Annotated in this window: 29 protein-coding genes; all 29 read right to left on the bottom strand. The window is 33.2% G+C overall.

What is annotated here, in order from left to right:
* Positions 1 to 92: 92 nt before the first annotated feature.
* The gene (locus CHB81_RS02210; protein WP_089350243.1) at positions 93 to 1,271 is read right to left on the bottom strand and encodes a DUF2062 domain-containing protein; all 1,179 of its coding nucleotides are present in this window, start codon (positions 1,269 to 1,271) and stop codon (positions 93 to 95) included.
* 18 nt (positions 1,272 to 1,289) lie between these two features.
* Positions 1,290 to 1,775, bottom strand: coding sequence for a hypothetical protein (locus CHB81_RS02205; protein ID WP_089350242.1), 486 nt, complete (start codon positions 1,773 to 1,775; stop codon positions 1,290 to 1,292).
* A gap of 2 nt (positions 1,776 to 1,777) precedes the next feature.
* Positions 1,778 to 2,149, bottom strand: coding sequence for a 3-hydroxyacyl-ACP dehydratase (locus tag CHB81_RS02200; RefSeq protein ID WP_089350275.1), 372 nt, complete (start codon positions 2,147 to 2,149; stop codon positions 1,778 to 1,780).
* A 4-nt stretch (positions 2,150 to 2,153) separates the two neighbouring features.
* Positions 2,154 to 2,795: an outer membrane beta-barrel protein gene (locus tag CHB81_RS02195; protein ID WP_089350241.1), complete on the bottom strand. Its 642-nt coding sequence runs from the start codon at positions 2,793 to 2,795 to the stop codon at positions 2,154 to 2,156.
* 3 nt (positions 2,796 to 2,798) lie between these two features.
* Positions 2,799 to 3,410 carry a porin family protein gene (locus CHB81_RS02190; protein WP_089350240.1) on the bottom strand — a complete coding sequence of 204 codons (612 nt, stop codon included), beginning with the start codon at positions 3,408 to 3,410 and terminating at the stop codon, positions 2,799 to 2,801.
* A gap of 37 nt (positions 3,411 to 3,447) precedes the next feature.
* Positions 3,448 to 4,083 carry a hypothetical protein gene (locus CHB81_RS02185; RefSeq protein ID WP_089350239.1) on the bottom strand — a complete coding sequence of 212 codons (636 nt, stop codon included), beginning with the start codon at positions 4,081 to 4,083 and terminating at the stop codon, positions 3,448 to 3,450.
* Complete coding sequence (locus tag CHB81_RS02180) at positions 4,049 to 4,675, bottom strand: outer membrane lipoprotein carrier protein LolA (protein WP_089350238.1); 627 nt, start codon at positions 4,673 to 4,675, stop codon at positions 4,049 to 4,051. The genes CHB81_RS02185 and CHB81_RS02180 overlap by 35 nt, the downstream gene beginning before the upstream one ends.
* Positions 4,676 to 4,782: 107 nt before the next feature.
* The gene (locus CHB81_RS02175) at positions 4,783 to 5,559 is read right to left on the bottom strand and encodes a polysaccharide deacetylase family protein (RefSeq protein WP_089350237.1); all 777 of its coding nucleotides are present in this window, start codon (positions 5,557 to 5,559) and stop codon (positions 4,783 to 4,785) included.
* The gene (locus CHB81_RS02170; RefSeq protein ID WP_089350236.1) at positions 5,556 to 6,617 is read right to left on the bottom strand and encodes a beta-ketoacyl synthase N-terminal-like domain-containing protein; all 1,062 of its coding nucleotides are present in this window, start codon (positions 6,615 to 6,617) and stop codon (positions 5,556 to 5,558) included. Before CHB81_RS02170 ends, CHB81_RS02175 begins: the two co-directional genes overlap by 4 nt.
* The gene (locus CHB81_RS02165; protein ID WP_089350235.1) at positions 6,614 to 7,813 is read right to left on the bottom strand and encodes a beta-ketoacyl-[acyl-carrier-protein] synthase family protein; all 1,200 of its coding nucleotides are present in this window, start codon (positions 7,811 to 7,813) and stop codon (positions 6,614 to 6,616) included. Before CHB81_RS02165 ends, CHB81_RS02170 begins: the two co-directional genes overlap by 4 nt.
* 110 nt (positions 7,814 to 7,923) lie before the next feature.
* The gene (locus tag CHB81_RS02160) at positions 7,924 to 8,181 is read right to left on the bottom strand and encodes a phosphopantetheine-binding protein (protein WP_089350234.1); all 258 of its coding nucleotides are present in this window, start codon (positions 8,179 to 8,181) and stop codon (positions 7,924 to 7,926) included.
* Positions 8,182 to 8,183: 2 nt separating this feature from the next.
* The gene (locus tag CHB81_RS02155; protein ID WP_089350233.1) at positions 8,184 to 8,798 is read right to left on the bottom strand and encodes a 3-oxoacyl-ACP synthase; all 615 of its coding nucleotides are present in this window, start codon (positions 8,796 to 8,798) and stop codon (positions 8,184 to 8,186) included.
* Positions 8,799 to 8,887: 89 nt separating this feature from the next.
* The gene (locus CHB81_RS02150; RefSeq protein ID WP_132022407.1) at positions 8,888 to 9,433 is read right to left on the bottom strand and encodes a hypothetical protein; all 546 of its coding nucleotides are present in this window, start codon (positions 9,431 to 9,433) and stop codon (positions 8,888 to 8,890) included.
* Between the two features lie 683 nt (positions 9,434 to 10,116).
* Positions 10,117 to 11,253 (bottom strand): beta-ketoacyl synthase N-terminal-like domain-containing protein, encoded by a 1,137-nt coding sequence (locus tag CHB81_RS02140; RefSeq protein WP_089350230.1) that lies wholly within the window; start codon positions 11,251 to 11,253, stop codon positions 10,117 to 10,119.
* 170 nt (positions 11,254 to 11,423) lie between these two features.
* A complete protein-coding gene (locus CHB81_RS02135; protein WP_089350229.1) occupies positions 11,424 to 11,873 on the bottom strand; it encodes a thioesterase family protein in 450 nt (149 codons plus the stop codon).
* Positions 11,848 to 13,131 carry an ABC transporter permease gene (locus CHB81_RS02130; RefSeq protein ID WP_176427472.1) on the bottom strand — a complete coding sequence of 428 codons (1,284 nt, stop codon included), beginning with the start codon at positions 13,129 to 13,131 and terminating at the stop codon, positions 11,848 to 11,850. Before CHB81_RS02130 ends, CHB81_RS02135 begins: the two co-directional genes overlap by 26 nt.
* Positions 13,121 to 13,873: an ABC transporter ATP-binding protein gene (locus tag CHB81_RS02125; RefSeq protein WP_089350228.1), complete on the bottom strand. Its 753-nt coding sequence runs from the start codon at positions 13,871 to 13,873 to the stop codon at positions 13,121 to 13,123. The genes CHB81_RS02130 and CHB81_RS02125 overlap by 11 nt, the downstream gene beginning before the upstream one ends.
* Positions 13,874 to 13,880: 7 nt before the next feature.
* Positions 13,881 to 14,879: a BtrH N-terminal domain-containing protein gene (locus tag CHB81_RS02120; RefSeq protein WP_089350227.1), complete on the bottom strand. Its 999-nt coding sequence runs from the start codon at positions 14,877 to 14,879 to the stop codon at positions 13,881 to 13,883.
* Complete coding sequence (locus CHB81_RS02115; RefSeq protein ID WP_089350226.1) at positions 14,879 to 15,283, bottom strand: hypothetical protein; 405 nt, start codon at positions 15,281 to 15,283, stop codon at positions 14,879 to 14,881. Before CHB81_RS02115 ends, CHB81_RS02120 begins: the two co-directional genes overlap by 1 nt.
* Before the next feature lie 23 nt (positions 15,284 to 15,306).
* Complete coding sequence (locus CHB81_RS02110) at positions 15,307 to 15,771, bottom strand: ABC transporter permease (protein ID WP_089350225.1); 465 nt, start codon at positions 15,769 to 15,771, stop codon at positions 15,307 to 15,309.
* Positions 15,772 to 15,778: 7 nt separating this feature from the next.
* Positions 15,779 to 16,210: a hypothetical protein gene (locus CHB81_RS02105; RefSeq protein ID WP_089350224.1), complete on the bottom strand. Its 432-nt coding sequence runs from the start codon at positions 16,208 to 16,210 to the stop codon at positions 15,779 to 15,781.
* Positions 16,210 to 17,343 carry a beta-ketoacyl-ACP synthase III gene (locus tag CHB81_RS02100; protein WP_089350223.1) on the bottom strand — a complete coding sequence of 378 codons (1,134 nt, stop codon included), beginning with the start codon at positions 17,341 to 17,343 and terminating at the stop codon, positions 16,210 to 16,212. The genes CHB81_RS02105 and CHB81_RS02100 overlap by 1 nt, the downstream gene beginning before the upstream one ends.
* A gap of 16 nt (positions 17,344 to 17,359) precedes the next feature.
* Positions 17,360 to 18,262, bottom strand: a complete 903-nt coding sequence (locus CHB81_RS02095; protein ID WP_089350222.1) for a hypothetical protein — start codon at positions 18,260 to 18,262, stop codon at positions 17,360 to 17,362.
* A gap of 213 nt (positions 18,263 to 18,475) precedes the next feature.
* Positions 18,476 to 19,357 (bottom strand): lipid A biosynthesis acyltransferase, encoded by an 882-nt coding sequence (locus CHB81_RS02090; RefSeq protein ID WP_089350221.1) that lies wholly within the window; start codon positions 19,355 to 19,357, stop codon positions 18,476 to 18,478.
* Entirely contained in the window at positions 19,357 to 19,611 is a 255-nt protein-coding gene (locus CHB81_RS02085; RefSeq protein WP_057115545.1) for an acyl carrier protein, read from the bottom strand. The genes CHB81_RS02090 and CHB81_RS02085 overlap by 1 nt, the downstream gene beginning before the upstream one ends.
* Positions 19,604 to 20,839 (bottom strand): beta-ketoacyl synthase, encoded by a 1,236-nt coding sequence (locus tag CHB81_RS02080; RefSeq protein ID WP_089350273.1) that lies wholly within the window; start codon positions 20,837 to 20,839, stop codon positions 19,604 to 19,606. The genes CHB81_RS02085 and CHB81_RS02080 overlap by 8 nt, the downstream gene beginning before the upstream one ends.
* A gap of 178 nt (positions 20,840 to 21,017) precedes the next feature.
* Positions 21,018 to 21,749 carry a 3-oxoacyl-ACP reductase FabG gene (fabG, locus tag CHB81_RS02075; RefSeq protein WP_089350220.1) on the bottom strand — a complete coding sequence of 244 codons (732 nt, stop codon included), beginning with the start codon at positions 21,747 to 21,749 and terminating at the stop codon, positions 21,018 to 21,020.
* Between the two features lie 50 nt (positions 21,750 to 21,799).
* On the bottom strand, positions 21,800 to 23,017 hold the full coding sequence (locus CHB81_RS02070; RefSeq protein WP_089350219.1) for a WG repeat-containing protein: 1,218 nt from the start codon (positions 23,015 to 23,017) through the stop codon (positions 21,800 to 21,802).
* Between the two features lie 41 nt (positions 23,018 to 23,058).
* A complete protein-coding gene (locus CHB81_RS02065) occupies positions 23,059 to 24,168 on the bottom strand; it encodes a WG repeat-containing protein (protein WP_089350218.1) in 1,110 nt (369 codons plus the stop codon).
* Positions 24,169 to 24,189 lie beyond the last annotated feature (21 nt).

The raw sequence follows: 24,189 nt of genomic DNA, 5'->3' as shown, positions 1-24,189 counted from the left end.
TTTTTTAAAGTTTTTTCGCCACGAATTTCACGAATTTTTCACGAATTGATTTGCGTTAATTTGTGAAATTTGTGGCGGAAAATAAATGTATTTTATTCTGTGCGTTTTTTACTAAAAGCTGTTAAAAGCAAATAGCTTAAAAGTCCAACAGATAACGCTGAAACAGATGCTAAAATAAGACTTCCTACTATATATTGTGTTGCATTTTTTTGAATATCGTCGAGTGTAATGGAACTGTCTAAAATCAAAGGCGCGTCGTTGGACACAAAATAACTTCCCATTTTTAATGAGCCATAAATTATGAACGGAATAAAAGGAGGGAAGCTCACATTTGAAGACAGATAAGCAATGACTTTGTTGAGCTTAAACAAGGCAGCAAAAGTAAAAAGTAATATCGTTTGAAATCCCCAAAACGGAGAAATTCCGATAAAAACACCTAACGCAATTGCGGCTGATTTTTTGAAATTAGAATCACTGCTTTCTAAAATATCTTCAAGGAAAAATTTTTTAAAACCTTTTTTTTTTGCTTTTCTAAGATAATCTCGCGGTTTGATATACAACAATGTGTTGATGACCAAAACGGTATTTAAAATACTAATTCTTGTAAAATCTTTAAACGGACGAAAATGAGAAACGCGTTCTACAGGATCGTATAAAATTTGAATCGGAATGTTTTTGACCACAATTCCTTTCCACGCTGAACGAACAATTACTTCAATTTCGAATTCAAATTTATTGGTATAAAATTGTTTCGGAATCAATTTTAAAGGATACAATCTAAAACCGGATTGTGTGTCATCGAGTTTAATTCCGGTTTCGAACTTAAACCAAAAGTTCGAAAATTTATTTCCAAAACTACTTTTCTTAGGCACATTTTCTTGTGTCATATTCCGGCTTCCAATCAATAAAGAATTTGGTTCTTTTTGAATTTCGGCAATAAATTTCGGAATATCAGATGCAAAATGTTGTCCGTCAGAATCAATTGTGATCGCATATTCAAACTGCATTTCAATTGCTTTTCTAAAACCATTTCTTAACGCTCGTCCTTTTCCTAAATTTTTAGGATGATGAATTTGAGTGAGTTGCAAATATTGTTGCAAAATACCGAAAGTCTCATCGGTCGATCCATCATTAACGATAATGATATTGGTAGTGAAATCTAAAATAGAATCCAGCACTTTTTTTAAAGTTTTGTGATTATTGTAAGTGGGTACAATAACACAAAAATGAGTCGAATTGAGCAATTCCTGCTGTGATAAAATAGGTTTCATTTGGAGGTTTTCTTCAGCTTACTTTACGAATTGTTTCTCTTTTTCAGAGAAGCTTTTCGATTGTAAAACAAAGTCTTTTAGATAATCTTTTAAAGCGCCATTTTGCTCTGCATAATGTGCTGTAATATAATTTTTATCTTCTTTAATATTTTTTTTATAGCCAGTAACTCCGGGAACATTTTCCTGAACACTCAACCTGATCATTCTGATTTCGATATTATTAGGCTCGCTTTTTATGGTCGATTCAAGGAGAGTTGCACCTTGTTTAAAACGATCCATTTTATCTCTTAGTTTTTTCTCAAACTTAGAATCCAGCAAAATGGAAGCTGCTTTGTAAGCCACTAAAATTTTTGCATCATTGTCTGAAACCGTTGCCAGTTTTTCTAAAAATTCTTTGGCATTACTTTCTGATTTTGTAACGCCTGTATACATTTTTCTAACGGTCACCAAATCTGGAGTTCCGCCAAAATTAATCCACAAAAGTAAAGACAGCAGCAGTTTCATAATTATATTTTTTTGTACACGTTGCTTAGTTTCAAAGCGACAGTGTCGTTAAAATAAGATGTGTTTTTTACTTTAACCAAATCATCTTCGGTTGTTGTAATATCAAGTTCTAAACGTAATTCAGGATTAGTTTCAGGGTTAATCAATGCCATAAATTTTACATTGGCAAGCGTCTGAATCATCAAAGTACTTTTGGTAATTGCCTCTGTAAGTTCTTTAATAATCTGAATCATGCAAACTCCCGGCATAATTGGATTTCCCGGAAAATGACCTTTGAAAACTTCATGTTTTTCATTGATCAAAATCGTGATATTATATTTTGAATCTCCCGTTTTTTCTTCGGAAAGTATTTTATAAAAATCTTTTAAAACCATTGTTTTATTTTTTTCCAAAAGTATAAGCTACACCAAATTGAAACACAACATTGTTATTTTTTGTTGCATCAGCATAATAATTGGTAAAAGCATTTGTAAATCCTTTTTTTACTCTTGCTTCAAATGCAATACCATTTTTCAAACCGTAACCCAGTCCTCCTACAATTCCTAAATCAATATCATCGCCTTTATTAAAATTTGATTCTTTTACTTTTGGATCTACTTTAATATCATCCGCAATTAATAGATCTAAAAAAGGTCCTGCTAAAGCATAAAAACTTTCATTAAAATTAAACTTATTTATGGTAACTGTTGAAAGATATTGTAATGAAGCATCAACAGTTCCGTTGTCATAAGTAGTGGTATATGAGTTTGTTTGAGGGCTATAAGTATCAGTTGTTCCCATACTGGTTGTACCTTTTGCTCCTTGTCGTGAATAAGTTATTTCTTCTTGTATTGTATAAAATTTAGAAAGTTTTAAGGCTCCAAAACCACCAATATAAAAATCTGTTTTACTGTTAAGTTGCGAATCTGTGAACTTAGAAATATTAACCCCGGCGTGAATTCCCGGTCTAAAAGTTACTTGTGCGTGTACTGTTGTAATACTGATCAATAAAATTAATGTAACTAATATTATTTTTCTCATTCCTTATTTTACTTTAAAAGTATAACTGATACCAATTTGAAAAACCTGATTTAGGATAATATCATCATAGTAATAATTATTGTTTCCGTTATCAAGTCCATCATAACCATAGATATCAATCATTCCTTGTTTAAACCTCGCTTCAAAAGTTAATCCGTTAGGCAAAGAATACCCAACACCGGCAACCAAAGCTAAGTCAACACCAACAGGATTATAATCGTATGCAGGAAAATTGTCATCTGTTTTTATATCTAAAGATGGACCAGCTAAGATATGAAAACCTTTTCCGCCAATATGAAACTTACCCACAGCTCCCAATGACAGATAATTTAAATCGTAATTAGTTGAACGAGATCCATATCCATTTATTTCATATTCACGCACTTCGGCACCTTGTCTGGTATACGTTAATTCAGGTTGAAGTGTAAAATATTTATTAAATCTAATAGCCACAAAACCACCAACATAAAAATCTGTTTTTGGGTCACTATCTCCAAAATTGGTAAAACTTGATACATTTAAACCTCCACGAATTCCAGGGCTAACTCTCACTTGTGCATTTGATGTTATAATTCCAATAAAGAAAACAAAGGCAATTACGGTTATTTTTTTCATTTTTTATTTGATTTAAGTTTAGGTTTTGATTAAGTTTTTACTCTGATTTAAAATAGTTTAACTCAATTTTTAACTTGATATTCTGATGAATAATCTGAATTTTCTCGGCAAAAATATTGTTTTCTGAACTAAAAAGCAGTGTTATTTTTTCTTTTGTTTTAGATGCATTAATGACCTTCTCAAATTTTGATCCATTTTTGGAAATAAAAAGGTAATTATCGCGATTTCCATCTGCCGATTTATAGATATTGTAAGATTCATTTTCGAATTGTTCCTGAATCAAATATTCACTTTTAAGAAGCAAACGAAAATCTTCGGTCAATGTATTGATCAAAATTTTTCGGTCTAATTCAGATATAATTGAGTTTACTTTAAAAGTCTTTTCTGCAATTTCAAAATCTAATAATTTGTTACCAAATTCGGTTGTAAAAACAATGCGATGTGTCGTATCATTTATTTTTTTGGCAATAAAAATTCCGGATATTTCATGACCGTAAACCGTGATGTTCGTTTTGTAAACATAATCGGTTTTTGAGTCTGTAAAATAAGGAACCTGATAAGAGGTTTTGTCTAATTTTTTGGGAGTATAGTTTTTTGTGACCGAGCCACAAGAAACTAAAACCAATGCCACAAGGCAATTAATTAGTAAAAACTGAATCGTCGATTTTTGCATTGATTACTTTATTTTTAAGAACAATTCTAGTATAATCTTCAGATGATTCCAGTAGTTTAACTTGCACAACTGTAGCTTCTTCTTTATCAAAAGTCAGTTCGATTTGTTTGATGTATTTTTTCAACGTTGCATCTTTCGGAACAAATTTCGCCAGATTTTGTCCTTTTAATTTGAAATATGAAATCGTAAATTCTTTGTCGTCAAACATATTTCCGCTTACGCTTCCAACGATTAATTTATTGATACGACCAAAGATTTTACTGTTTCCAATATCAACGGCGCTTTTCTTTCCTTCGTCGTTAATCAGGATTTTTCCGTTTTTGAAAACAATACTATAATTGTATGGTTTTTTGTATTGCCATTGAAGCAAACTCGGTTCTTTAAAAATCATTTTACCAGAAGTCTCAATGTCTTTCGATAAAAAATCTAAATGTTTGTATTGAATAAAATCAGTACTTAAGGTTTTGATTTTATTCGAAACTACATTTACATCTTGCTTGAAAGCAGCGATTTCTGCGTCAGACATTTTTTGTTCCTGAGCAAACAAATTGCCTGAAATAAATAGAATTAAGAGTGCTATTTTAGTTTTCATATTTTGTTAAAAATTGTGTTTTTTTTGCCACAGATTAAATGATTTAAATAGATTTTAAATCCGTTTTTATCCACGTTTTCGCTTTAGCGAATCCGTTTCATCAGCGTTCAATCTTCATAAGCTTTTAGATTCAAAAGTTCTTCTACCGAAATCACTTCATAATTGTTTTGCTGTAAAAATTGCAAAAACTGTTCCAATACTAAAACAGAGTGTGATCCCGTATCGTGCAAAAGTACAATTCCGCCGGGAGAAACACGTTTTATAATGCGATTGAAAATTAAATTTTGATTTTTTGTTCCGCCGTCAAGCGAACGAATATTCCACCCAATAACTTTATGACCGGTAAGTTGCAGAGCTCTACGAATCGAAGGTGTCGTAACTCCGTAAGGCGGACGAAAAAAGTTGATTTTTTTTGAAGTGAATTTTTCGAGAAGAGAATCTGTTTTTTGAAGTTCTTCAGTAATCTTTTTTGCATTATAAAAGTCGAAAAATTTCGAATGACTATAAGAATGATTTCCTACCAAATGACCTTCGGCAATAATTTGCTTTACAATTTCAGGATGAGTTTCAATGTTTTTTCCAATGCAGAAAAAAGTCGCTTTAGCATTGTATTTTTTTAGTAATTCTAAAACTTCCAAAGTAAAAACACTCGGTCCGTCATCAAAAGTAATCGCGATTTTTTTTTCCTTTTCGAAAGGATTATTGCAGAATGCTTTTACGTGATAATTGGATGAAATTCGAGAAGAACCAAATGCATTTATTCCCAACCAAACCAAAATGATTGCTACAAACCACCAAATATTTATTGCGATATAAAAGTTCAGAAGAAATAATAAAAGCAATAGAAAAATGAAAAAAAGCGATATGTTTTTATGCGTTATCATTTTGAAAGTAACGTAAAACTATGATTTTTTCCGTTTAATTGGTTGTACAATAAAATGGTATTATAAGCTGGTTTTTCAACCGAATTTACTTTTATAATTTCAGGAATTTCCTGAGTCTTGATTACTTTGGCAGCCATCCATAAAGCAAAAGCCGAAGCCGTATCATATTCGCCGCTCAAATGTTTGTAATACAACTGAGGCGTTTTTGCGAAAGCATTTTCAGTTAAATTTTTATAATAAGAATCGAAAGTAATGTTACCGTCTAAACCCAAAACTACAGCATCAATATCTGAAATCTGTAAATTATTGGCGTTTAAAAAAGTAATTATTTCTCCTTCAATTTCGTTTTCTTCTAAAGTGTTTTTAATTTCAACATCTAAAACCTGCGCATAAGTAGTGCTCTTTTTTTCATTTTCTAAAACAAAAAAACTAGCACCTTCACCAAAAACAGCTCCTGTCGAAGTTGGATTTAAAACATCATAAGGCTGATTTCCATCTTGTTTAATTCGGCCCATCAGTTTAAAAAGTGACGTCGTGTATTCGCCATTTTCGTCAATTCCACCCACTAAAACCGAATTGGCTTCATTTTCCTCGATTTGCATTTTAGCATCCAAAAGTGCCGACTCAAAAGAAACGGCTCCGTTTACATACGTAAAATTATATCCTTTGCATTGCAATGATAAAGCAATTTGTGCACCAACCGTATTGTGAGTTGATTGTATAAAGGAAGTTGGCGTTAAGAATTCTTCGTTATTGTCGAGAATGTTTTTCAGGAATTTTTCAGAATCTTCAATGCATCCTAAACCTGTTCCGGTAATGATTGCATCTAAATTTTCAAGTTGAGCATCTTTCAATGCCAATGCCGAAGCTACAATTCCGTTTTTCACCCCTTTTGCCATTCTACGAATCGCGGCTGGTGTAATAAAATCTTTGTAAACCGGAGCAACTATCGAAAGGATAGTGTCATTTTGATTGTGCACCGCTTCTTCCAAAAAAACAGTATCAAATGTTTTTTGAGTCGAAATACAACCTACTCCATTTATATAGGTCTTTTTCATTCGCTTTTAGAAAATATAAGTGTTGAACAATTTCCTCCAAAACCAAAAGAGTTGGATAAAACGTGTTCGATATTTTTCATTTTTGTAGCAGTTTGTGGTTCCAGATCAAATTCTTCCATTGGAGTTTCGAAATTCAAATTTGGATAAACCACATTATTCTGAATTGCCAAAACACTGTAAACGGCCTCAATTGCTGCTGCTGCGGCCAAAGTATGTCCCGTAAAAGGTTTTGTAGAACTAAAATCAGGAACTTTTTCATCTCCATAAATTCGGAGTAAAGCCCTTCCTTCAGATAAATCGTTGTTTGGCGTTGCAGTTCCGTGAACGTTGATATAATCAATATCACTAGGTTTTAAACCCGAAACTTCAAAGGCTTTTTTCATTGCCAAATAAGCGCCATCACCATTTTCTGAAGAAGCAGTTTGATGAAAAGCATCGTTTGCATTTCCGTAACCTGAAACGCGAGCCAAAACTTTTTTGTTTTGTTTCTCAACGATCTCATCAGATTCTAAAACCAGATATGCAGCGGCTTCACCAAGGTTTAACCCTTTTCTGTTATTATCAAAAGGTTTGTTGTAATCGTCAGATAAAATCATCAAAGTTTTAAATCCGTTGATGGTGAATTTTGCCAATGCATCAGTTCCGCCAACGATAACACGATCCAGTTTTCCGTTTTTAATCAAACGCGCGCCCAACATAATTGAGTTTGCTGCAGAGGAGCATGCGGTACTTATAGTAGTAACCATTCCTTTCAAGCCAAGTTCTTCAGCAATCTTTTCGGCAACATCGCCACCGTCATGACAACTTATATATTTAACAAGTTCAGGATCTTTAAAATAATTGTAATAATGCTTTTCGGTCATGTCCATTCCGCCAACACTTGTCGCCGAAATAAGTCCGGTTCTAAATTCGTTGATTGATGTAATTCCGGCATTTTGAACCGCTTGTTTGGCTGCAAAAGCACCAATCATAGCCGTTCTCGAAAAGTTATTGTCTTCAGAAAGTTCTAATTCTTCGATCAATTCAGCATTAGTTTTCTTAATTTCTCCAACCTTAATAACATCAACATGAACGGTTGAAATGTTTTCGATGCGAGTTATAGCAACTTTATTTTCGATTAACGAAATAAAATTTTCCTCGACTGAATTTCCAATCGAAGAGATAATTCCCATTCCCGTTATTGCAACACCTTTCATTTTTAGACTTGCTTAGATTATTAGACATTAGACTTCTTAGATTTTGTAACTTCTAGATTTAGACAGTTTTTGTCTAAGTTGTCTAAAAATCTAAGCCAGTCTAAGCAGTATTATTTTGTTCTATTGGTATTAATATAAGCCGCCATTGTTTCAATAGACTGAAAAATTGATTTTCCTTCTTTTGGGTCAACCAGTTTAATTCCGTAATCTTTATCCAGAATCACGATCAATTCAAGAGCATCAATTGAGTCTAAACCCAAACCGTCTCCAAACAAAGGATCGTTATCAGCAATGTCTTCGATTGCGATATCTTCAAGATTAAGAGTGGTAATGATTTTGTTTTTTAATTCTTCTTTTAATGCTTCCATGATTATTTATTATATAATGTATTGATATTTTCGTTCGTATATTTTGTGCTTTCTTCTTTACTAATTGTGCAAAGAAAAGCTTTATAATTGTCATTAAAAAATTCAACCCAACCACAAAGAACTGTATCGGATTTGTTTGAATTCAGCAAAATATTCGAATAATTCGATATAAATTCTGTGTTGAAAGCATCAAATATAAAGAAAGAATTTTCACTTTTCAGCTGATGACGAATACTTATTTCTCCCAAGCAAATATTTGGCAAAGTATAAACGAAAACTGCCGGACTTGGATAATAGTTTTCTTTGTCCGAAATAGATTCCTGATATTTTACATCAGTATCTAAACTTGATGATTTATTGGCCAAAACCAAAGCAATATTATTTTCGTGTTCAGAAGAAATTATCGGGCTTAAAAGCAATTCGGCACCTAAAAAAGCCAACTTACTCAAAGCATCCATTTTGAAAAATTTTGGATATTGAATGTCAAAATTACGATAGGCTTGTTTGGAAAAATCAGCAAAATTGGTTGGTTCAATTTTGAATATAGAAGCTCCGTTCAAAACAATTTCGTTGTTTTGGATGGTAATGTAGGATTGTATGTAGGTTTTTTGCGTCATTTTATTTAAACACTAATTGCACTAATTTGCATGGATTGGTTATTGGTTTGAAAATTAAACTAACTAATCTTGAAAATTAGTTTTATAATTTAAGACTCCCAAGTAGGAATAACTTCGGCAATTTTCCATTTTCCAGATTTGTTTTCAATTATAATTATAAAACCTCTTCCACATCTTCCTCCACCACAAGAAGCGCCAGCGGATAAAATTCCTCTCGTTTTTGTTTTATTAAATTGAATTCTTGATACTGAAATAGTTCCAACGGGAAATCGTAAATTACTTGTGTCATTTAAATTCCAATTTTTTTCGTGAGGATATTTTAATGTGTTTTGAAAATTAAACTTTTTGTTATTTTCAAAAGCTTTTAAATTAAATTTGTAACTGTCTGTTTCTTTTGAAATGTCGTAAGTATACGCTGAAATATTAATTTGTCTATCTATCATTTCAGTTTCAAAAGAACTAATTTTCTCTACATCGGCATAAACACCAAGAAGTATTCTTGTTTTATCATTTTTGATGCTGTCGCGATAACGCCAATATTCTTTTAATTCAGCATGATGCCCAGTTGTATCTACTCTATTAGTTTCTGAATTAAATCTAGTTGGTGGAGGTGGAAGAATTATTCTTCTATCCATATAAATAGAATCTACAATTTCTACAAAAACATTCTTTAACACGTTTTTTTCAAATCGTAGTTCATCGACTTTTTCAATTTCCTTTTGTTTACATCCAAAAAGAGAAAGAAAAATTATAAATATGAATTTAGATAACTTCATAAACCTTATTGACATAATTTTTTAATATCTCTTTTTAAACTAATTTGTGAAAAAAGAACAGGAATATTCATCTTTTGATTTTCTTTTATTATTGTTAAATAAATATCATTTTTGTCTAAAATAAATATTCTACTTGTTTGAAATCTTGAATTAATTGCGAGATAATTAAGGTTATTATAAATTATCAGATTTCCAGAGTTTCTATGTTTTTCAAAACCTTTTTTTTCGCAATATTCATTAATCAGTAATTTGTTCTCTTCTTTATTGTATTTGCTGGTAATTTTCGTGAGATGTTTCTCAGTTGCCTTTCTATATATCACATACAAAGAATAAAAGCTAAAAATAAAAAATAAATAAAATTCAATTCCAGTTTTAGATTTATCCCGATAAGGATTAAAATAAACCAAAAAAGGCGTTAAAAATGCCCAAGTAAAAAATAGATATATTGTTATTGTATCGAATTTATCAAACCAATTTTCAGAATAGACCAATTTATTTTGTTCGATACTTTTCCTAATATTTAAGTTTTTTAACCTTCTCATTTATATTTTTTCAAAAACTACAGCTGTATTACAACCTCCGAAACCAGAAGCTGTTTTCAAAAAAAAATCAATATTTACTTCTTCATTTTTTTCAATAATATTAATCGTTTCGCTTACGCCGATTTCGTCAAAACCTTTCGATTCAAAAAGCATATTTTGATTGGCCGATTCAATTGCAATTACCGTTTCTAATAATCCTGAAGCGCCTAAAGTATGACCGTAAAATCCTTTCAAACTATTTACCGGAACATTTTGTAAATCTAAACGATTTAGTGCAATCGCTTCCATTTCGTCATTGAATGGAGTTGCGGTTCCGTGAGCCGAAATATAATCGATTTGATTTGAATTGATTTGCGCTTCTTTCAACGCATTTTGAATACTTCTGAACAAACCTTCACCGGTTCTTGAAGGACCCGAAATATGATTGGCGTCGTTTATCGAACTGTCTCCAATAACTTTTATTTTAGCGTTTTTGGCTTCCGTCGAAATTAAAACAGCTGCGGTTGCTTCGCCTAAACTTACACCGGTTCTGTTTTTAGAATACGGTTTACAAGGCAAATCACTCATTGCCTGAAAAGCATTAAATCCGGACAAAACAAACTCTGAAACTTCGTCGCCGGCAACAACAAATATGTTATCATAAAGTTCAGACTGAATCATTCTTTTGGCAACAGAAATAGCTAAAATTCCCGAAACGCAAGCGTTTGAAACTACAATTGGTTGTGTTTTAAACCCGAAATAATTGGCTACATTTTGAGCCAAAACATCTAAATGGGCACTATTAAAACTTTCTTCCGAATCATTTTTTAATGCTGTAACATTTCCTTTTGTAGTCGAAAGTATAAAGGCAGTTTTTGAATTTAACTCAATTCCTGATTTTTTGATAATCGGCTCTAAAGCCAAAATCATCATTTTCTCTAAACGAGAGTAGTTGCCGTCAGTACTGATTTTTTCAAAAGCACTGTTTATTTTTTCATCACTAATAATTGCAGCATAAAACGGAATCGGCATTAAAGTAGTATCTTCATGTAATTGAATACCGGATTCACCATGAAGAATCGCTTCGATGTTTGATTCAACATCAAAACCTAAAGGGGTGATACAATTGGTCTCATTTATATATACTTCTCTTATCATTTTATGATTTTCGATCTCTCCTGCAAGGTTTTCAAAACCTTGTAGGTGTTCATTTTAAAGCTTTGTCTGAAAAAAGTTTCACGCAGATTTTGCAGATTAAGCAGATTTATATGATGCTTTGTATTTATACCTACAAGGTTTTGAAAACCTTGCAGGAAAGGGATTCGTGCTTACATTAATAATCCCACTTTTCGTTTCCATTCTTCATAAAAAGGAGGATTCGTTAGCATTAGATTTCCTTCTTTATCCAGAAAGACCTGAACGGTTTCGCCGGTGCAGGCAATTTCGCCTTTGTCATCTAAAATTCTAAAACGATAAATCATTTTGGCAGCGGGCGTATCAACAACGGTTGTTTCAATTGTTACGACATCGCCATAACGCAGAGACAATTTATGTTCGCATTTTGATTTTACGATTGGCGTTGTAAATCCGGTTTTGGCAATATCTAAATACGTAAGTCCGTGTTGGCGTCCAAACGCTTCGCGTCCATCTTCAAAATAGGTAATATAATTGCCGTGCCAAACGATTCCGAGTGGATCAGTTTCGTTAAAACGAATTCTGATTTCGTGCGTGACCGTTAATTCAGTTGCCTCGTTAAACTGTTCTTTTCTTTTTGTCATAGAATAATGCGATGGATGTTGTGATTATAAAGAACAAAAATAGCAAACTTATTTTTGGGATAATTTCCAGGAAAGAAACGTTGCGTAATAAAACATCATAAAAAGCTTCAAGAGCCCAATTCATTGGTGATGATTTGGCAATAAGCTGCATGATTTTTGGCATCGCAAAAACGGGAACCCAGACTCCGCCAATAGCAGCAAGGATGATTACACTTGTTGCGCCAAACGGAGCCGATTGTTCTTGTGTATTCGCAATTGTGCCTAATAAAATTCCGAAACCAATTGCGGCAAATCCTGAAAATAAAGCAACAACACTCATTAAAAATAAGTGCCCTTCGATATTTAAGGGGGGCAAACCAATATACGGAAATAAAAATATTGCAACGGCAACCATCATATAAAACTGAATCATACAAATGATTGAATATGTAATGGTTTTTCCGATAATGACAATTAAATTCGAAACCGGATTGGTCAATAATCGAACAAAAGTTCCTTGTGATTTTTCTTTTACAATATTGATAGACAACGGAATTACGATAAAAAATATCGCAAAAAGTGTCCAAGCCGGAACGTTATGCTGTACCGAATTTGGTAGCACTTCTTTGTTGTTTACTTTTGGAATAATTTCTTTAAATGTAATAAAACTCTTTTGCTCGAATTTGGTATTTTCTTCCCCCAATTGATTTTGGAAAGTCGTATAAATTGACTTTGTTTCGATTTGCGAAATCATTTTATCAATCGAACTCATCACAGAGTTTTTGAAGCTAAGCTGAACTGCTGGATCAAAATATAATTTTACTTCTTTTTGCTGAATTATTTTTGAAGTTTGCGGTTTTGCAATACTATCTGAGAAGCCCATTTTACTCACAATGTTTTCTACATTCTGATCGATTTTGGCTTGTAAATCTGTGCTTAGATTTTTCGGAATTATAATCGCCAATTGAAATTTTCCTTTGTAAACATTTTCTTTGGCAACTTCTTCTGTAAGTAGTTTGTTGTCTATTTGAGTAACAACACTAAAAAGCTGACTCTTTTCGAGATTATCAAAAACAGTTTTAGAAACGGAACCGTTGTCGTTGTCGACCAATAAAATCTGAATTTTAGTATCGCTAACGGTTTTAAAAGTGCTGTCCTGAATCAACGTTACGGTGATAACCAAAACCAAAGGCATTATAAATAAAATGACTAAACCTCCTAAATCTCGTTTGAGCAGGAGAAATTCTTTTACGACGGACATCCAAATTTTATATATCATCTCTCAGATCTTTACCGGTTAATGAAATAAAAACTTCTTCCAGATTTCTTGCTTTTTCGGTAGAAGCGATTAAACCTGATGGTGTGCCTTGTGCATAAATTTTGCCTTGATCTAAAATGGCAATTGTCGTGCAAAAATCTTCGGCTTCAGCCAAATGATGCGAGGTATAAATAATTGTAGTTCCGTTTTGATTTAAAAGTTTGAGATAATCTATAATTGCATTTTTAGATTGCACATCAACACCAACAGTTGGCTCGTCCAGAAATAAAACTTTTGGATTGTGGAGAATTCCCGCAATCAAATTGACTCTGCGTTTCATTCCGCCTGAGAAAGTTTCAATGCGTTTGTCGGCAAATTTTAATAAACCCAAAAGATCTAAAGTTTCAATTACTTTGTCTTTTAAGTCAGAACCTTTTAAACCGTACATGCTTCCAAAATAATGTAGATTTTCTCTCGCTGTCAACGTAGGATATAAAGCATATTCCTGAGGTACAACTCCAATAATTTTTTTGATTTTGGTGGAATGGCCAGCATAGTTCAAACCATCAATCGTGAAATGTCCCGAAGTTGGTTTTATCAATCCGCAAAGCATGGAGATTAAAGTGGTTTTTCCGGCACCATTTGGACCTAATAAGCCAAAAATCTGACCTTGATTTATATCCAGCGAAACATCGTTCAAAGAATACAGTTCTGCATCTTTGTACTTTTTCGAAAGAGATTCTATTTTTATAACAGTTTGCAAAATATAGTTAGCTAATTGCTTTTTTTAGTTTTTTGAAAAAGATTTCTTCGCGATTAGCAATGTCCAGAAGTTCATCGGCAATGGCATTGTAAGCGTCTTCTTTGGCACTTCTATTTTTATAAATACGGGAAGCTTCAACAGCAAAATCTCTCCACGAATCTCCAATTTGAGTCATTTCTTTCGAAAGCACTTTCAATTCATCATTGTTTAAAATAACTGAAGCTTCTTGTAGAAAAGCGGCATAAATAAAACGGAATCCTCCGCCGCCGGTTCCTATTTCTTCCTGCATTCGCACCATTTGTGCAAGATAATGATTGGCTTTTCTAACGCCGTGTTTTGCAGGCCATTTTCTAATTCGGCGAGAAACAAATTTAATTCCGCGAACACCTACAATTGGCATGGGTGCCAGCATAGTGCGACAAGTATCTTTGATTCCTTTGATGATGGCACTTTTGAAATCAACTTCACTCGGAACCTGAATTGGATAATACATTTGGCCTTTTGGCGCAAACGCACCTTTAGCAAAACGTACTTTGTCTAATTCTTCGTGCGTTAAAGTAGTCACGGTTTCCATAACAGGATCGCTGATTAAATAATCAGTTTCGGTTTTTCCGTAAACGACTAAATTGTGCGCGTTGAAATGAAAACGATATTCATCAGGAAAATAACTTAAATGATAAACACCAACTTGTAATCCGGTTGGAATATTGTTTTTTAAATTTTCGTCTAAAGCTTTACTGGCATTTGGAACAGAAGAAAATTTTTGTCTTTTTATTTTTAAATTTAAACGATTGGCAACTTTATTAAAAATCTGTCCAGGCAAAGTTCTGTAACTAATTGCCGGTGCATGATTTACTTTTATAAAAGGTAAATACACAAACAAAAGTCCGGAACCAATTCCAAAAACCATAGGTTCGCTGATATTTAATCCGCTGTTTTTTAAGAGATTTGAAGCCACTCCATTTTCACAATGAGCAGATTGATGGTGTGTGAAAGTCGTTTGCATTAATCGTTTTTAATATTTTTTAATTCGGCTATTGAAATTTCAAAAGCGTCGGCATATTTCTGTAAAATTTTGTCACTCAATTTGGCAAAAATAGTGGGTTTAAAATGTCTTTTTACGCGCCATTTCCACATATCGACATAGCCGGCAAGAATAGTAAGATCCATTTTATTGAGTTCCATATAATAACAAATCGGACTTAATTCGCCAATCTGAACCTTCAGTTTAGCTTCTTCCGCACGTTCTTTTATATCATCAATTGCGTTTGAAAGAGCAATGGCTTTTGGTTCCCAACCGGTACTTAATGCGGTGGTATAATTGCCATTTTCATCAGTAGCATAAACAAGTTCTTTGAGGTTCTTTTTGCTTAAATTTCCATCGTGCTGAGGTACATTTTCTTTTTCCATGACGGTTTTATTTTCGATCAGAATTATGTTGTTGTCGAAACTGTTTTTTGAATAAACAAATTAATTTCACATTCTAAAAGTATTTTGTCTTCGAGTAAGCTTTGGCAGCTCATCGTACATAAGGTATAATCGTCGCCAACAAATTTTGACATTAAGTTTGCTTTGGTAATAATTGTATCGCCGGTTTTTGGCAGCGAATGTATTTTCAGATTTTTTAAGGCGCTGATAAAACCAATAACATTTACGTTTTCATTTTCTGTTCCGTCTTCCTCAAAAAAATACTTTTTGCCAACAATTGCTGAGCAGGTTTGTGCTGTGTTTTCGATTAAACCAGCTTCGATAAAAATATGATTATCAATAAAAATATTGTCTTCTTTTATCAGGAATGTCGTTTCTACAAAATTGGAATCTATATCCAAAATTAGATCTACCATGAGCATTGGCGCTCGGTGCGGAAGGTAATTTTGTATGTCAACTCCGATTTTCATACGTATATTATTTTGCCAAAACGGTTTTCATTTGTCCGCGGGCAATTTCTTCATTATTTAAAGTAGTCACAATATCAACCAAAGTTATTCCGGCAAATTCCTGCAAAATAGTTACGGTTGATCGAATGGTATCGTCGACTTTTGGAAACTGTTTTATTTCAATATCTTTTATAGAACCTATGTAACCTGTTGGGGCTGTTTCGTTTTTCAAAAAAAAATGATATCCGGTATGCAACGCCACAGATTGTGCCATATGCTCGATTATACCTGCTTCTAAAAAAGAATTATTATTTGCAAAGATATTGTCGCTCTGAATTTTTAAACCGGAAACCAATGATGTTTCGGTATAAGAATACATTTTATCAACCATAACAAAAGGGAACTTTTGTGGCAATAAATTTTCGACTGCTTCTTTATTTAAAAGACATATTGTTTCCATTAGCAAACCGTTAAATATGCATAGGCAAAAGAGAATCTTCCGCTTTCCGGAACTGATAATAAAATGCGATCTCCTTTTTTTAGTTTACCTGAATACATTAATTCTTCAAGGGCGATATAAATTGAGGCAGAACCTACATTACCAACTCTTAAAAGGTTCATGAACCATTTTTCGTCTGTAAGTACAATTCCTTTTTCGTTTAATCCGTTTTTTAGACCTTCTACAAAAAAGTTAGAAGAAACGTGAGGTAAAAAATAATCAACCTGATCTGCCGTAATGTTGTGCTTTGCCATTGCATCGCTCATACTTTCGACACCTTTTGGTAATATAAATTCGTCTAATATTTTTACATCCTGCTTAACAGCAAATACAGATTCGTTTAACCATTGCTCCGGATTGTAATCGCTCCAGGCTTTGATTTCGCCATTTTCTAATTTATCTCCACCGGCATACATACAAGTTTCTAATTCGAATGCATAGGAATACGCTTCCATCCATTCGATTTTTAATGAAATTTCGCCGCTTGGTTTATTTTCTAATAAAAAGGCTCCGGCTCCATCAGATAACATCCAACGTAAAAAATCTTTTTTGAAGGCGATTATTGGTTGCTCTTCAAGATTTTTTAAATTGATTACTTCATGCTTGTATTTTGGAGAAGAAAGCCAGGTCGAAACTTTTTCTGATCCTGTACAAATGGCATTTTTTGAGTTTCCTGATTTTATAGAAAGAAAACCATATTTCAATGCATTCATTCCTGAACAGCAAATACCCATCGAAGAATTTAGCTCTACCGATCTGTTTTTTAATAAACCGTGAACCATTGCAGCATGTGATGGGGCTAAAACATCAGGTGATGAGGTTCCGCAGGAAAGCACTTCAAGATCCTGATCTGTAAAGTTATTATCAAATAGTTGTAAAACGGCATTGTGTGTTAACTCAGCGTTACTATGTGTGCTTTTTCCGTTTTTATCTACGGCGTAGTATCGGCTTGTAATTTTATTATTACGCAAAATAATACGTCTTGCCTTTGAGGCGGTGTCATTTATTAGGCCTAAATAGCTTTCCATTTCATCATTTGAAACAGCTTCATTTGGCAAATATTTTGCGGCTTTGGTAATATATACGTCAAACATAATTAAATTTCGTCTTCTAAACTCCTTGATAATATTGAGTTTCTTTTTTTATGGTTTTGAACTTGAATGGATAGGTAATAAGGTGCAATATATATACTATTGGCGAGATTAGCCATATAGCAAGGAATAAATAAACATAAAATATTTTAAGAAGCGTTTTCCTGTTTTTTTGATTCTTGTGAATCAAATTCGACCACTTATTAAAAATCTTATTGGCCGTTTTATCTACAGTAACTAAATAAGGACTGATTTTTACGGCACCTATTTCGGCTAATTTTGGCTGTAAATCGTCTAGTTTGTTTTGTTTAAATTGGGAAAGTATGATTTCTCCAAATTTATCAGACTCCTGAATGTCTTTATCAGAAACTCCCGGAAGTGGAAAAAATCCAAGATATCGTTTCTTTACACCAGAAAACATCCAATTTACAATTGTGATCACGCTGATTAAATTTCCAACACGATCGACTAATGCAATATTTCCAACCAATTTTGCATTGACGTCACGCAATAAAACTTTAATTTTTTCCTGCGCCATAATCCACATATTACGAGAACCATTAATAGTTATAACGGGAGTATTGTTTAATATTGTCTTGGCTTCTGTACTTTTTAAAAACGAGTTGATTGGAATTGAAGGTGATAAAAACCAAACCTGATAATGAAAAAGAATCAAATCAAATTTTGTGTTTAAAACTTCGTCAGAAACTGGTTTAAGTTTTGTCGGAATCTGTAAAAAAGATTCCGGAAAGGCATCAAAAAAAGAATCCTTATTCCACGGAAACGGGAATGGTTTTTCTAATTGTATTTCGTGAAAAATTACATTTATTTCCTCTGAATTTAAGAATGGTTTTGCAATGTTTTTCGCAATCGATTCTAGTTGTCCGGATTGGGAATAAAAAATAACGAGAACATTTTTCATTAGGTTAGCTACTTTGGTGGTAAGCAAAAATAAGTAAATTTATTTAAACGAATTTTCTTGTTTAAGATTTGTTATAAAGCGGTAATAGTGTTGTGTTTTTTCGCCACGAATTGCACAAATTTTCACTAATTTGGTTATGCTTAAATTGATTTTAATTAAAGGAATTACATACAGAATTGCTAAAAATAATTCGCGAAAATTTGTGGCAACTTCTTATGCTTTAAGATCGTTCCAGAAGTCGAAATAATTGAACCATTGCAAAGGATATTTCTGCAAAATGCTTTCTACGCTTTTTACGTATTCTTTCAATAATCCTTTTTCGTCGCGGTGTTTTACGGTTGCTTCTCTGGCATACAAATGATAATGTAAGTTGGGTTCTTTCATTACATAAACAAAAACAACAGGAACTTTTAAGCGTGAAGCAATTAAAAATGGACCTGCCGGGAAGTTGGTTTCTTTACCCAGAATTTCTTCTGAAAGGGATTTGGTTCCTTCAAAATAACGATCTCCCGTAAAACAAACCAATTCGTTATTGGCCAAAGCCGCATTGATCTCAAAAATATGAGATAAATCGTCTTTGATAATGATAAATTTTACGGTTGGTTTTTGGGTAACACTTTCCAGATAATTCTTAATAGCCGAATGTTCTAAATCTGTTGTAACGAGATTGATTTGAAAATTAAGATCAATATCGCCCAAAAAATGTTCGGCAATTTCAAAATTTCCTATATGAGCGCTAATAAGAACTCCACCTTTTTTTTCGGCCAGAAGCTTTTTGAGAGTTTCTATTCCGTCAAATTCATAGGTGAATTTATTTCGCATTCCTGCCGAAATGGAAACTTTATCAATGATGGTTTGCCCAAAAGTGTAATAACTTTTGAAAACCATTTTTTTTGATTTGAAATAGGAATAGTTCAGTCTTTCTTTAAAATAATAAAAAATAGCCTGATTGCTTTTCTTTAGAAACAAAAAGTAGTAAGAAGCAACAAAATAAAGTAAGACATAAGCAGACTTGACACCCGCTTTTTGTATTAAAAAAACGAATATTCTATAGCCTAAAACTGTTCCTTTTGATTTGCCATCCCATTGACTCATTAAACAGCTTTAGCTTTTAGTTTGGTTTCTATAAGGTCATAAAAATTTTGAAATGTAGCAATACCAACAAAATCAGCTTCAACCAGTTTTACACCAAAGTTAGATTCAATAGAAACTACTAAATCTACATAATCTAAACTATCTAACCCAAGTGTATCTTTTAGATTAGCATCTGGTTCAATATCATCATTATCTACTTCAAATTCATCAACCAAAAAACCATTAATTCTTGCTATAATCTCTTCTTTATTCATCGTTCAATTTAAACTTTTTAACCACCAACGCCGAGTTGGTTCCTCCGAATCCGAAGGAATTGGACAAAAATATGTCAAATTTTTTGTTTAAAGTAGTTTTGACCAAATTTAATTTAGAAGCATCTTCGTCAGGATTTTCCAAATTGATGTTCGGAGCAATGAAATCGTTCTGCATCATTAAGATAGAATAGATTACTTCGCTCGCACCAGCCATCCAACATTCGTGACCTGTCATTGATTTTGTAGAACTTACGTAAGGATTTTTCTCACCAAAAACTTCAAAAATTGCTTTTGCTTCGTTTCCGTCTCCAACCGGAGTTGAGGTTGCATGTGCATTTATATAATCAATATCAGTTGCTTTTAATTGTGCGTCGTCAAGCGCTCGTTGCATGGCTATAGACGGTCCTTCTACATTTGGCGTAGAGATATGTCCACCGTTTGATGAGAACCCGTAACCTACAACTTCGGCAATAATATTGGCGCCTCGTGCAATTGCTGATTCATAGCTTTCCAGAATTAACGTTGCACCGCCACCACTCGGAATTAATCCGTCGCGATCAGCATCAAATGGGCGGGAAGCTTTTTCAGGTTCGTTTTCTCTACTCGAAAAAACACCTAAACCATCAAAACTGCTCATCGCATATTTGTTGATTTCCTGAGCTCCTCCGGTAATAACAATATCCTGGAAGCCGCTTTTTATTAAAAAATAAGCTAACCCAATAGAGTGTGAGCCACTTGCACAAGCAGCGCTTATAGTAAGATTGATTCCGCGGAGTTTAAAAATCGTAGATAAATTCATTGTTACCGTTGAATTCATTGATTTAAAAATAGCTCCGGAACCTATTAATGCGGTATCTTTTTTCTCGCGAACAATATCCGTAGCATCAATAATAGCTTTTGAAACGCTATCATTTCCATACATGATTCCCACTTCACGATTATCAAAAAAAGCGTCGTCGATATTGGCATTTTTCAAAGCTTCTATTGTAGCCATATAAGCATATTCGGTTTCTTCGCCAATGCTCATACGTTGTCTGCGGGTCAATAAGTTTTTCAGATCCGCTTTCGGAACTATTCCTGTTAAGGCAGATTGAAAACCAAATTCTTTTCTTTCGGCGTCAAACTTAATACCGGATTTTCCGTTATACAAAGATTCTTTTACTTCGTCTAAAGAAGTTCCGATACAAGAATAAATTCCCATTCCAGTAATTACAACTCTCTTATTCATCATCTTTCAAAGTATTTTTTATCCTTAAAGTGTAATTTTTTTTAATCTCACAAAGACGCAAAGTCGCAAAGTTTATTCTTTTTTAAGATTATTTAAATAAAGCTTTGCGACTTTGCGTCTTTGCGAGCAATTTTCAACGTTTAAAAAACTTAAAATAGTCTCACAAACATAGGAACTATTAAGAATATATTCCTCCGTTTATGTTGATAATTTCTCCTGTAATATAGCTTGACTTTTTAGAAATCAAAAAGCTTACCAAATCTGCCACTTCTTCGGCTTCACCAAAACGATTTACCGGAATTAGTTTTAGTAATTCTTTTTCGTCTAATTGGCTAGTCATATCTGTTCTGATAAAACCCGGAGCAACTGCATTTACAGTGATATTTCGTTTAGCAACTTCTTGTGCTAATGCTTTTGTAGCTGCAACAATCGCGCCTTTTGCTGCCGAATAATTGGTTTGCCCGGCTGTTCCTTTTACACCAGAAACAGAAACCATATTTACGATTCGGCCATATTTATTGCGTAACATTTTTTGAATAAAAAACTGTGTTACATTAAAAAAACCGTTCAAGCTGGTGTTTACAACACCATTCCAGTCTTCGGGAGTCATCCACATAAAAAGACCATCTTTTGTAATTCCGGCATTGTTTACAATCGCTTCAACAATTGCTTCAGGATTTGCTTCCTGCCATTTTGTTAAAGTACTTTGTACTTCTTCATAATTAGAAACATCAAAACCTAAGATTTCTCCCGTTGCTCCTAATTTTTGTATTTCCTGAAGTGTTTCTTCGGCAGCTGTTTTATTCGAATGATAATTAATCAGAATATGATAGCTGGCTTCAACGGCTAATTTTTTGCAAATAGCACTGCCAATTCCTCTCGAACCACCTGTTACTAATATACATTTCATATGTAAATTTTATTTTTTAATAGATGTTATCCTCTTGTTGGAGATAACTATTATTTCTTTTTTTTAGCTGCTGGTTTGGTTGCCGGCTTTGCTTGTTTTATTTCTTGTTTTGGTTTTTCAGCAGCAATTTCGGCTGTTTGAATTCTTTCTGATGATTTCGAAAATAATTCAGCGTTTTCAAACCATTGATTACTTAATACCGTTCCGTCTGGTTTAAGAAATCCCCATTTGCCTTCGTTTTTTACTCTTGCAACGCCACCAATAAAACCTTTATCTTGTTGTACAAACATGGCAATAATTCCGTTCGCGGTAATTCCATATTGTGTTGGAATAACTAATTTTCCTGACTCGTTGATGAATCCCCAGTTTTTTTCTTTTACAGGAGCCAATCCATTGGGACTAAAAACTTCTGCATCACTATAAGTTGGTTCAATTACAAATTCTGCTTTTGGGTTAATATATCCCCATTTAGATCCAACGCAAACCGGAGCTAAATTTTTCGAGAAAGCTTTTGCTTTATCATATATAGGAGTAATAATCCAATTTCCTTTTAAGTCAATGAATCCAATTTTTCCATTCTTTTTGGCAAACGTTAAATCCTGAGTTTCAAAATCCCAGATTTTTTCGGCACCATCAACGGGAATAAAACTTCCTGCGCTTACAATTCCAAACGTTTTGTCTTTTCTTGCCCAAGATGTATTTTTAAAATAGTTTCCTATTTCGTCGTAGGCAGGTTCTATTAATTCTTTTCCCGAAGTATTAATAATTCCCCATTTTTTATTACTTCCTACTCTTGCAAAACCATTTTCAAAAGGCTTGATTATATCATATTTTGGTTCTAAAACTACCTCCATTTTTGAGTTGATTAACCCAATTTTGTTTCCTTGTTTTATGAAAGCAACCCCGTTATCAAAATCATATAATTTTTCAGAAGTTGGTGCTTTCTGAATTTCGCCTTTAGTATTAATATACACCCAGTCTTTATCGTTTTTTACTACTGCGATTCCACTGTTAAATTCTTTAGCATCCGTAAAAGTTGCTGGAATTATCCAGCTTCCTTTTGTATCAATGAAACCCCATTTTCCACCGTTTTCTACGGCAGCTAATCCTTCAGAGAAACTCTTTGCAGATTTATATTGAGGCTCAATTTTAAAGTTTCCGTCTTTAGAAATATATCCAATTTTAGAGTCTTTTTTAACTAACGCCAATTCTTGACTATTAACAAATTGAATGCAACATACGAATAAAAAAATAAGTGTTTTTTTCATGGTCTTAAAGGTTCAATATTAATAATGTGAAGTTGTTTTTATTATTTCTGAAAAAGCTCTGCATTTTGAAACCATTCGCCAATAAGCTGACCATCTGGTTTAACAAAACCCCATTTGCCGCTAAGCTTTACTCTTGCTAATCCGTCAATAAATCCTTTTTCCTGACGGAAGTAGTTTCCAAATGCTACTGAAATTTCATATTTTGTTGGAATAACTAATTTTCCTTTTTCATCAATAAATCCCCAGCCATCAAGATTTTTTACAGCAGCGAGACCATTTTCACTAAAATTTTCTGCATCAGAATAAATGGGTTCTACAATACATGCGCCAATTAAATTGATGTATCCCCATTTTTCTTTTACACAAACGGGAGCTAAGTTTTTAGAAAAACCTTTTGCCTTGTCAAATCGTGGATTAATAATCCATTGTCCGTCAAAATTTACAAATCCCATTTTTCCGTCTTTTTTGGCAGCAATTATATCTTGCGTTCCAAAAGATCCAAATGCAGTTACGCCATCTATTTTAATAAATTGCCCGTTATGAACAAGTCCGAAAAACTTTCCTTTTTTCACCCAGGTTGTATTGTTGTAATAATCTCCAACTTCATCATAAGCAGCTTCAACAACTTCTTTTCCGGTTGGATCAATGATTCCCCATTTGTCATTTATTGCCACTTTTGCGTAACCTTTATAAAAGGTTCTTATAACGTCATATTTTGGAGCAAGAACAATTTCGAACTTATTATTTATAAGTCCAACTTTATCGGCTTGTCTAAAAAAGGCTACTCCATTATTAAAATCAAATAATTTATCTGATGCCGGGTTTCCTTTTAGAATTTCTCCTTTTTTATTAATGTAAGACCAAATGTTGTTTTGCTGTATAATACAAATTCCGCTGCCAAAATCTTTTGCATTATCAAAAGTTGCTGGAATTACCAACGTACCTTTGTCGTCTATAAATCCCCATTTTCCGTTTTCTTTAACGGCAGCCAAACCATCAGAAAAATCTCTGGCGCTATCAAATTTTGGTTCAACAGCAAAAGTTCCCTCTTTGGTAAGGAGACCAAACTTTCCACCTTTTTTAACCAAAGCCAGTTCTTGAGCGTTGCTTAATTGAATACAGATTAATAATAAGAGAAATATTCTTTTCATATTTTTTGGTAAGATTAGAAA

The organism is Flavobacterium sp. ov086 (assembly GCF_900187965.1).
Lineage (GTDB): Bacteria > Bacteroidota > Bacteroidia > Flavobacteriales > Flavobacteriaceae > Flavobacterium.
The sequence above is the reverse complement of the archived record's forward strand: the minus strand, read 5'-3'. Positions and strand labels throughout refer to the sequence as shown.

Coding starts and splice junctions, on each gene's coding strand:
- CHB81_RS02170 (WP_089350236.1), bottom strand. CDS start 6,617: ATGAAAAAGACCTATATAAATGGAGTAGGTTGTATTTCGACTCAAAAA.
- CHB81_RS02200 (WP_089350275.1), bottom strand. CDS start 2,149: ATGGTTTTAAAAGATTTTTATAAAATACTTTCCGAAGAAAAAACGGGA.
- CHB81_RS02190 (WP_089350240.1), bottom strand. CDS start 3,410: ATGAAAAAAATAACCGTAATTGCCTTTGTTTTCTTTATTGGAATTATA.
- CHB81_RS02090 (WP_089350221.1), bottom strand. CDS start 19,357: ATGAGTCAATGGGATGGCAAATCAAAAGGAACAGTTTTAGGCTATAGA.
- CHB81_RS02130 (WP_176427472.1), bottom strand. CDS start 13,131: ATGATATATAAAATTTGGATGTCCGTCGTAAAAGAATTTCTCCTGCTC.
- CHB81_RS02100 (WP_089350223.1), bottom strand. CDS start 17,343: ATGTTTGACGTATATATTACCAAAGCCGCAAAATATTTGCCAAATGAA.
- CHB81_RS02160 (WP_089350234.1), bottom strand. CDS start 8,181: ATGGAAGCATTAAAAGAAGAATTAAAAAACAAAATCATTACCACTCTT.
- CHB81_RS02205 (WP_089350242.1), bottom strand. CDS start 1,775: ATGAAACTGCTGCTGTCTTTACTTTTGTGGATTAATTTTGGCGGAACT.
- CHB81_RS02105 (WP_089350224.1), bottom strand. CDS start 16,210: ATGGAAACAATATGTCTTTTAAATAAAGAAGCAGTCGAAAATTTATTG.
- CHB81_RS02115 (WP_089350226.1), bottom strand. CDS start 15,283: ATGGAAAAAGAAAATGTACCTCAGCACGATGGAAATTTAAGCAAAAAG.
- CHB81_RS02195 (WP_089350241.1), bottom strand. CDS start 2,795: ATGAGAAAAATAATATTAGTTACATTAATTTTATTGATCAGTATTACA.
- CHB81_RS02180 (WP_089350238.1), bottom strand. CDS start 4,675: ATGAAAACTAAAATAGCACTCTTAATTCTATTTATTTCAGGCAATTTG.
- CHB81_RS02110 (WP_089350225.1), bottom strand. CDS start 15,771: ATGAAAATCGGAGTTGACATACAAAATTACCTTCCGCACCGAGCGCCA.
- CHB81_RS02210 (WP_089350243.1), bottom strand. CDS start 1,271: ATGAAACCTATTTTATCACAGCAGGAATTGCTCAATTCGACTCATTTT.
- CHB81_RS02155 (WP_089350233.1), bottom strand. CDS start 8,798: ATGACGCAAAAAACCTACATACAATCCTACATTACCATCCAAAACAAC.
- CHB81_RS02070 (WP_089350219.1), bottom strand. CDS start 23,017: ATGAAAAAAACACTTATTTTTTTATTCGTATGTTGCATTCAATTTGTT.
- CHB81_RS02150 (WP_132022407.1), bottom strand. CDS start 9,433: ATGGATAGAAGAATAATTCTTCCACCTCCACCAACTAGATTTAATTCA.
- CHB81_RS02065 (WP_089350218.1), bottom strand. CDS start 24,168: ATGAAAAGAATATTTCTCTTATTATTAATCTGTATTCAATTAAGCAAC.
- CHB81_RS02140 (WP_089350230.1), bottom strand. CDS start 11,253: ATGATAAGAGAAGTATATATAAATGAGACCAATTGTATCACCCCTTTA.
- fabG (WP_089350220.1), bottom strand. CDS start 21,749: ATGAAATGTATATTAGTAACAGGTGGTTCGAGAGGAATTGGCAGTGCT.
- CHB81_RS02085 (WP_057115545.1), bottom strand. CDS start 19,611: ATGAATAAAGAAGAGATTATAGCAAGAATTAATGGTTTTTTGGTTGAT.
- CHB81_RS02175 (WP_089350237.1), bottom strand. CDS start 5,559: ATGATAACGCATAAAAACATATCGCTTTTTTTCATTTTTCTATTGCTT.
- CHB81_RS02185 (WP_089350239.1), bottom strand. CDS start 4,083: ATGCAAAAATCGACGATTCAGTTTTTACTAATTAATTGCCTTGTGGCA.
- CHB81_RS02120 (WP_089350227.1), bottom strand. CDS start 14,879: ATGCAAACGACTTTCACACACCATCAATCTGCTCATTGTGAAAATGGA.
- CHB81_RS02135 (WP_089350229.1), bottom strand. CDS start 11,873: ATGACAAAAAGAAAAGAACAGTTTAACGAGGCAACTGAATTAACGGTC.
- CHB81_RS02080 (WP_089350273.1), bottom strand. CDS start 20,839: ATGAATAAGAGAGTTGTAATTACTGGAATGGGAATTTATTCTTGTATC.
- CHB81_RS02165 (WP_089350235.1), bottom strand. CDS start 7,813: ATGAAAGGTGTTGCAATAACGGGAATGGGAATTATCTCTTCGATTGGA.
- CHB81_RS02095 (WP_089350222.1), bottom strand. CDS start 18,262: ATGAAAAATGTTCTCGTTATTTTTTATTCCCAATCCGGACAACTAGAA.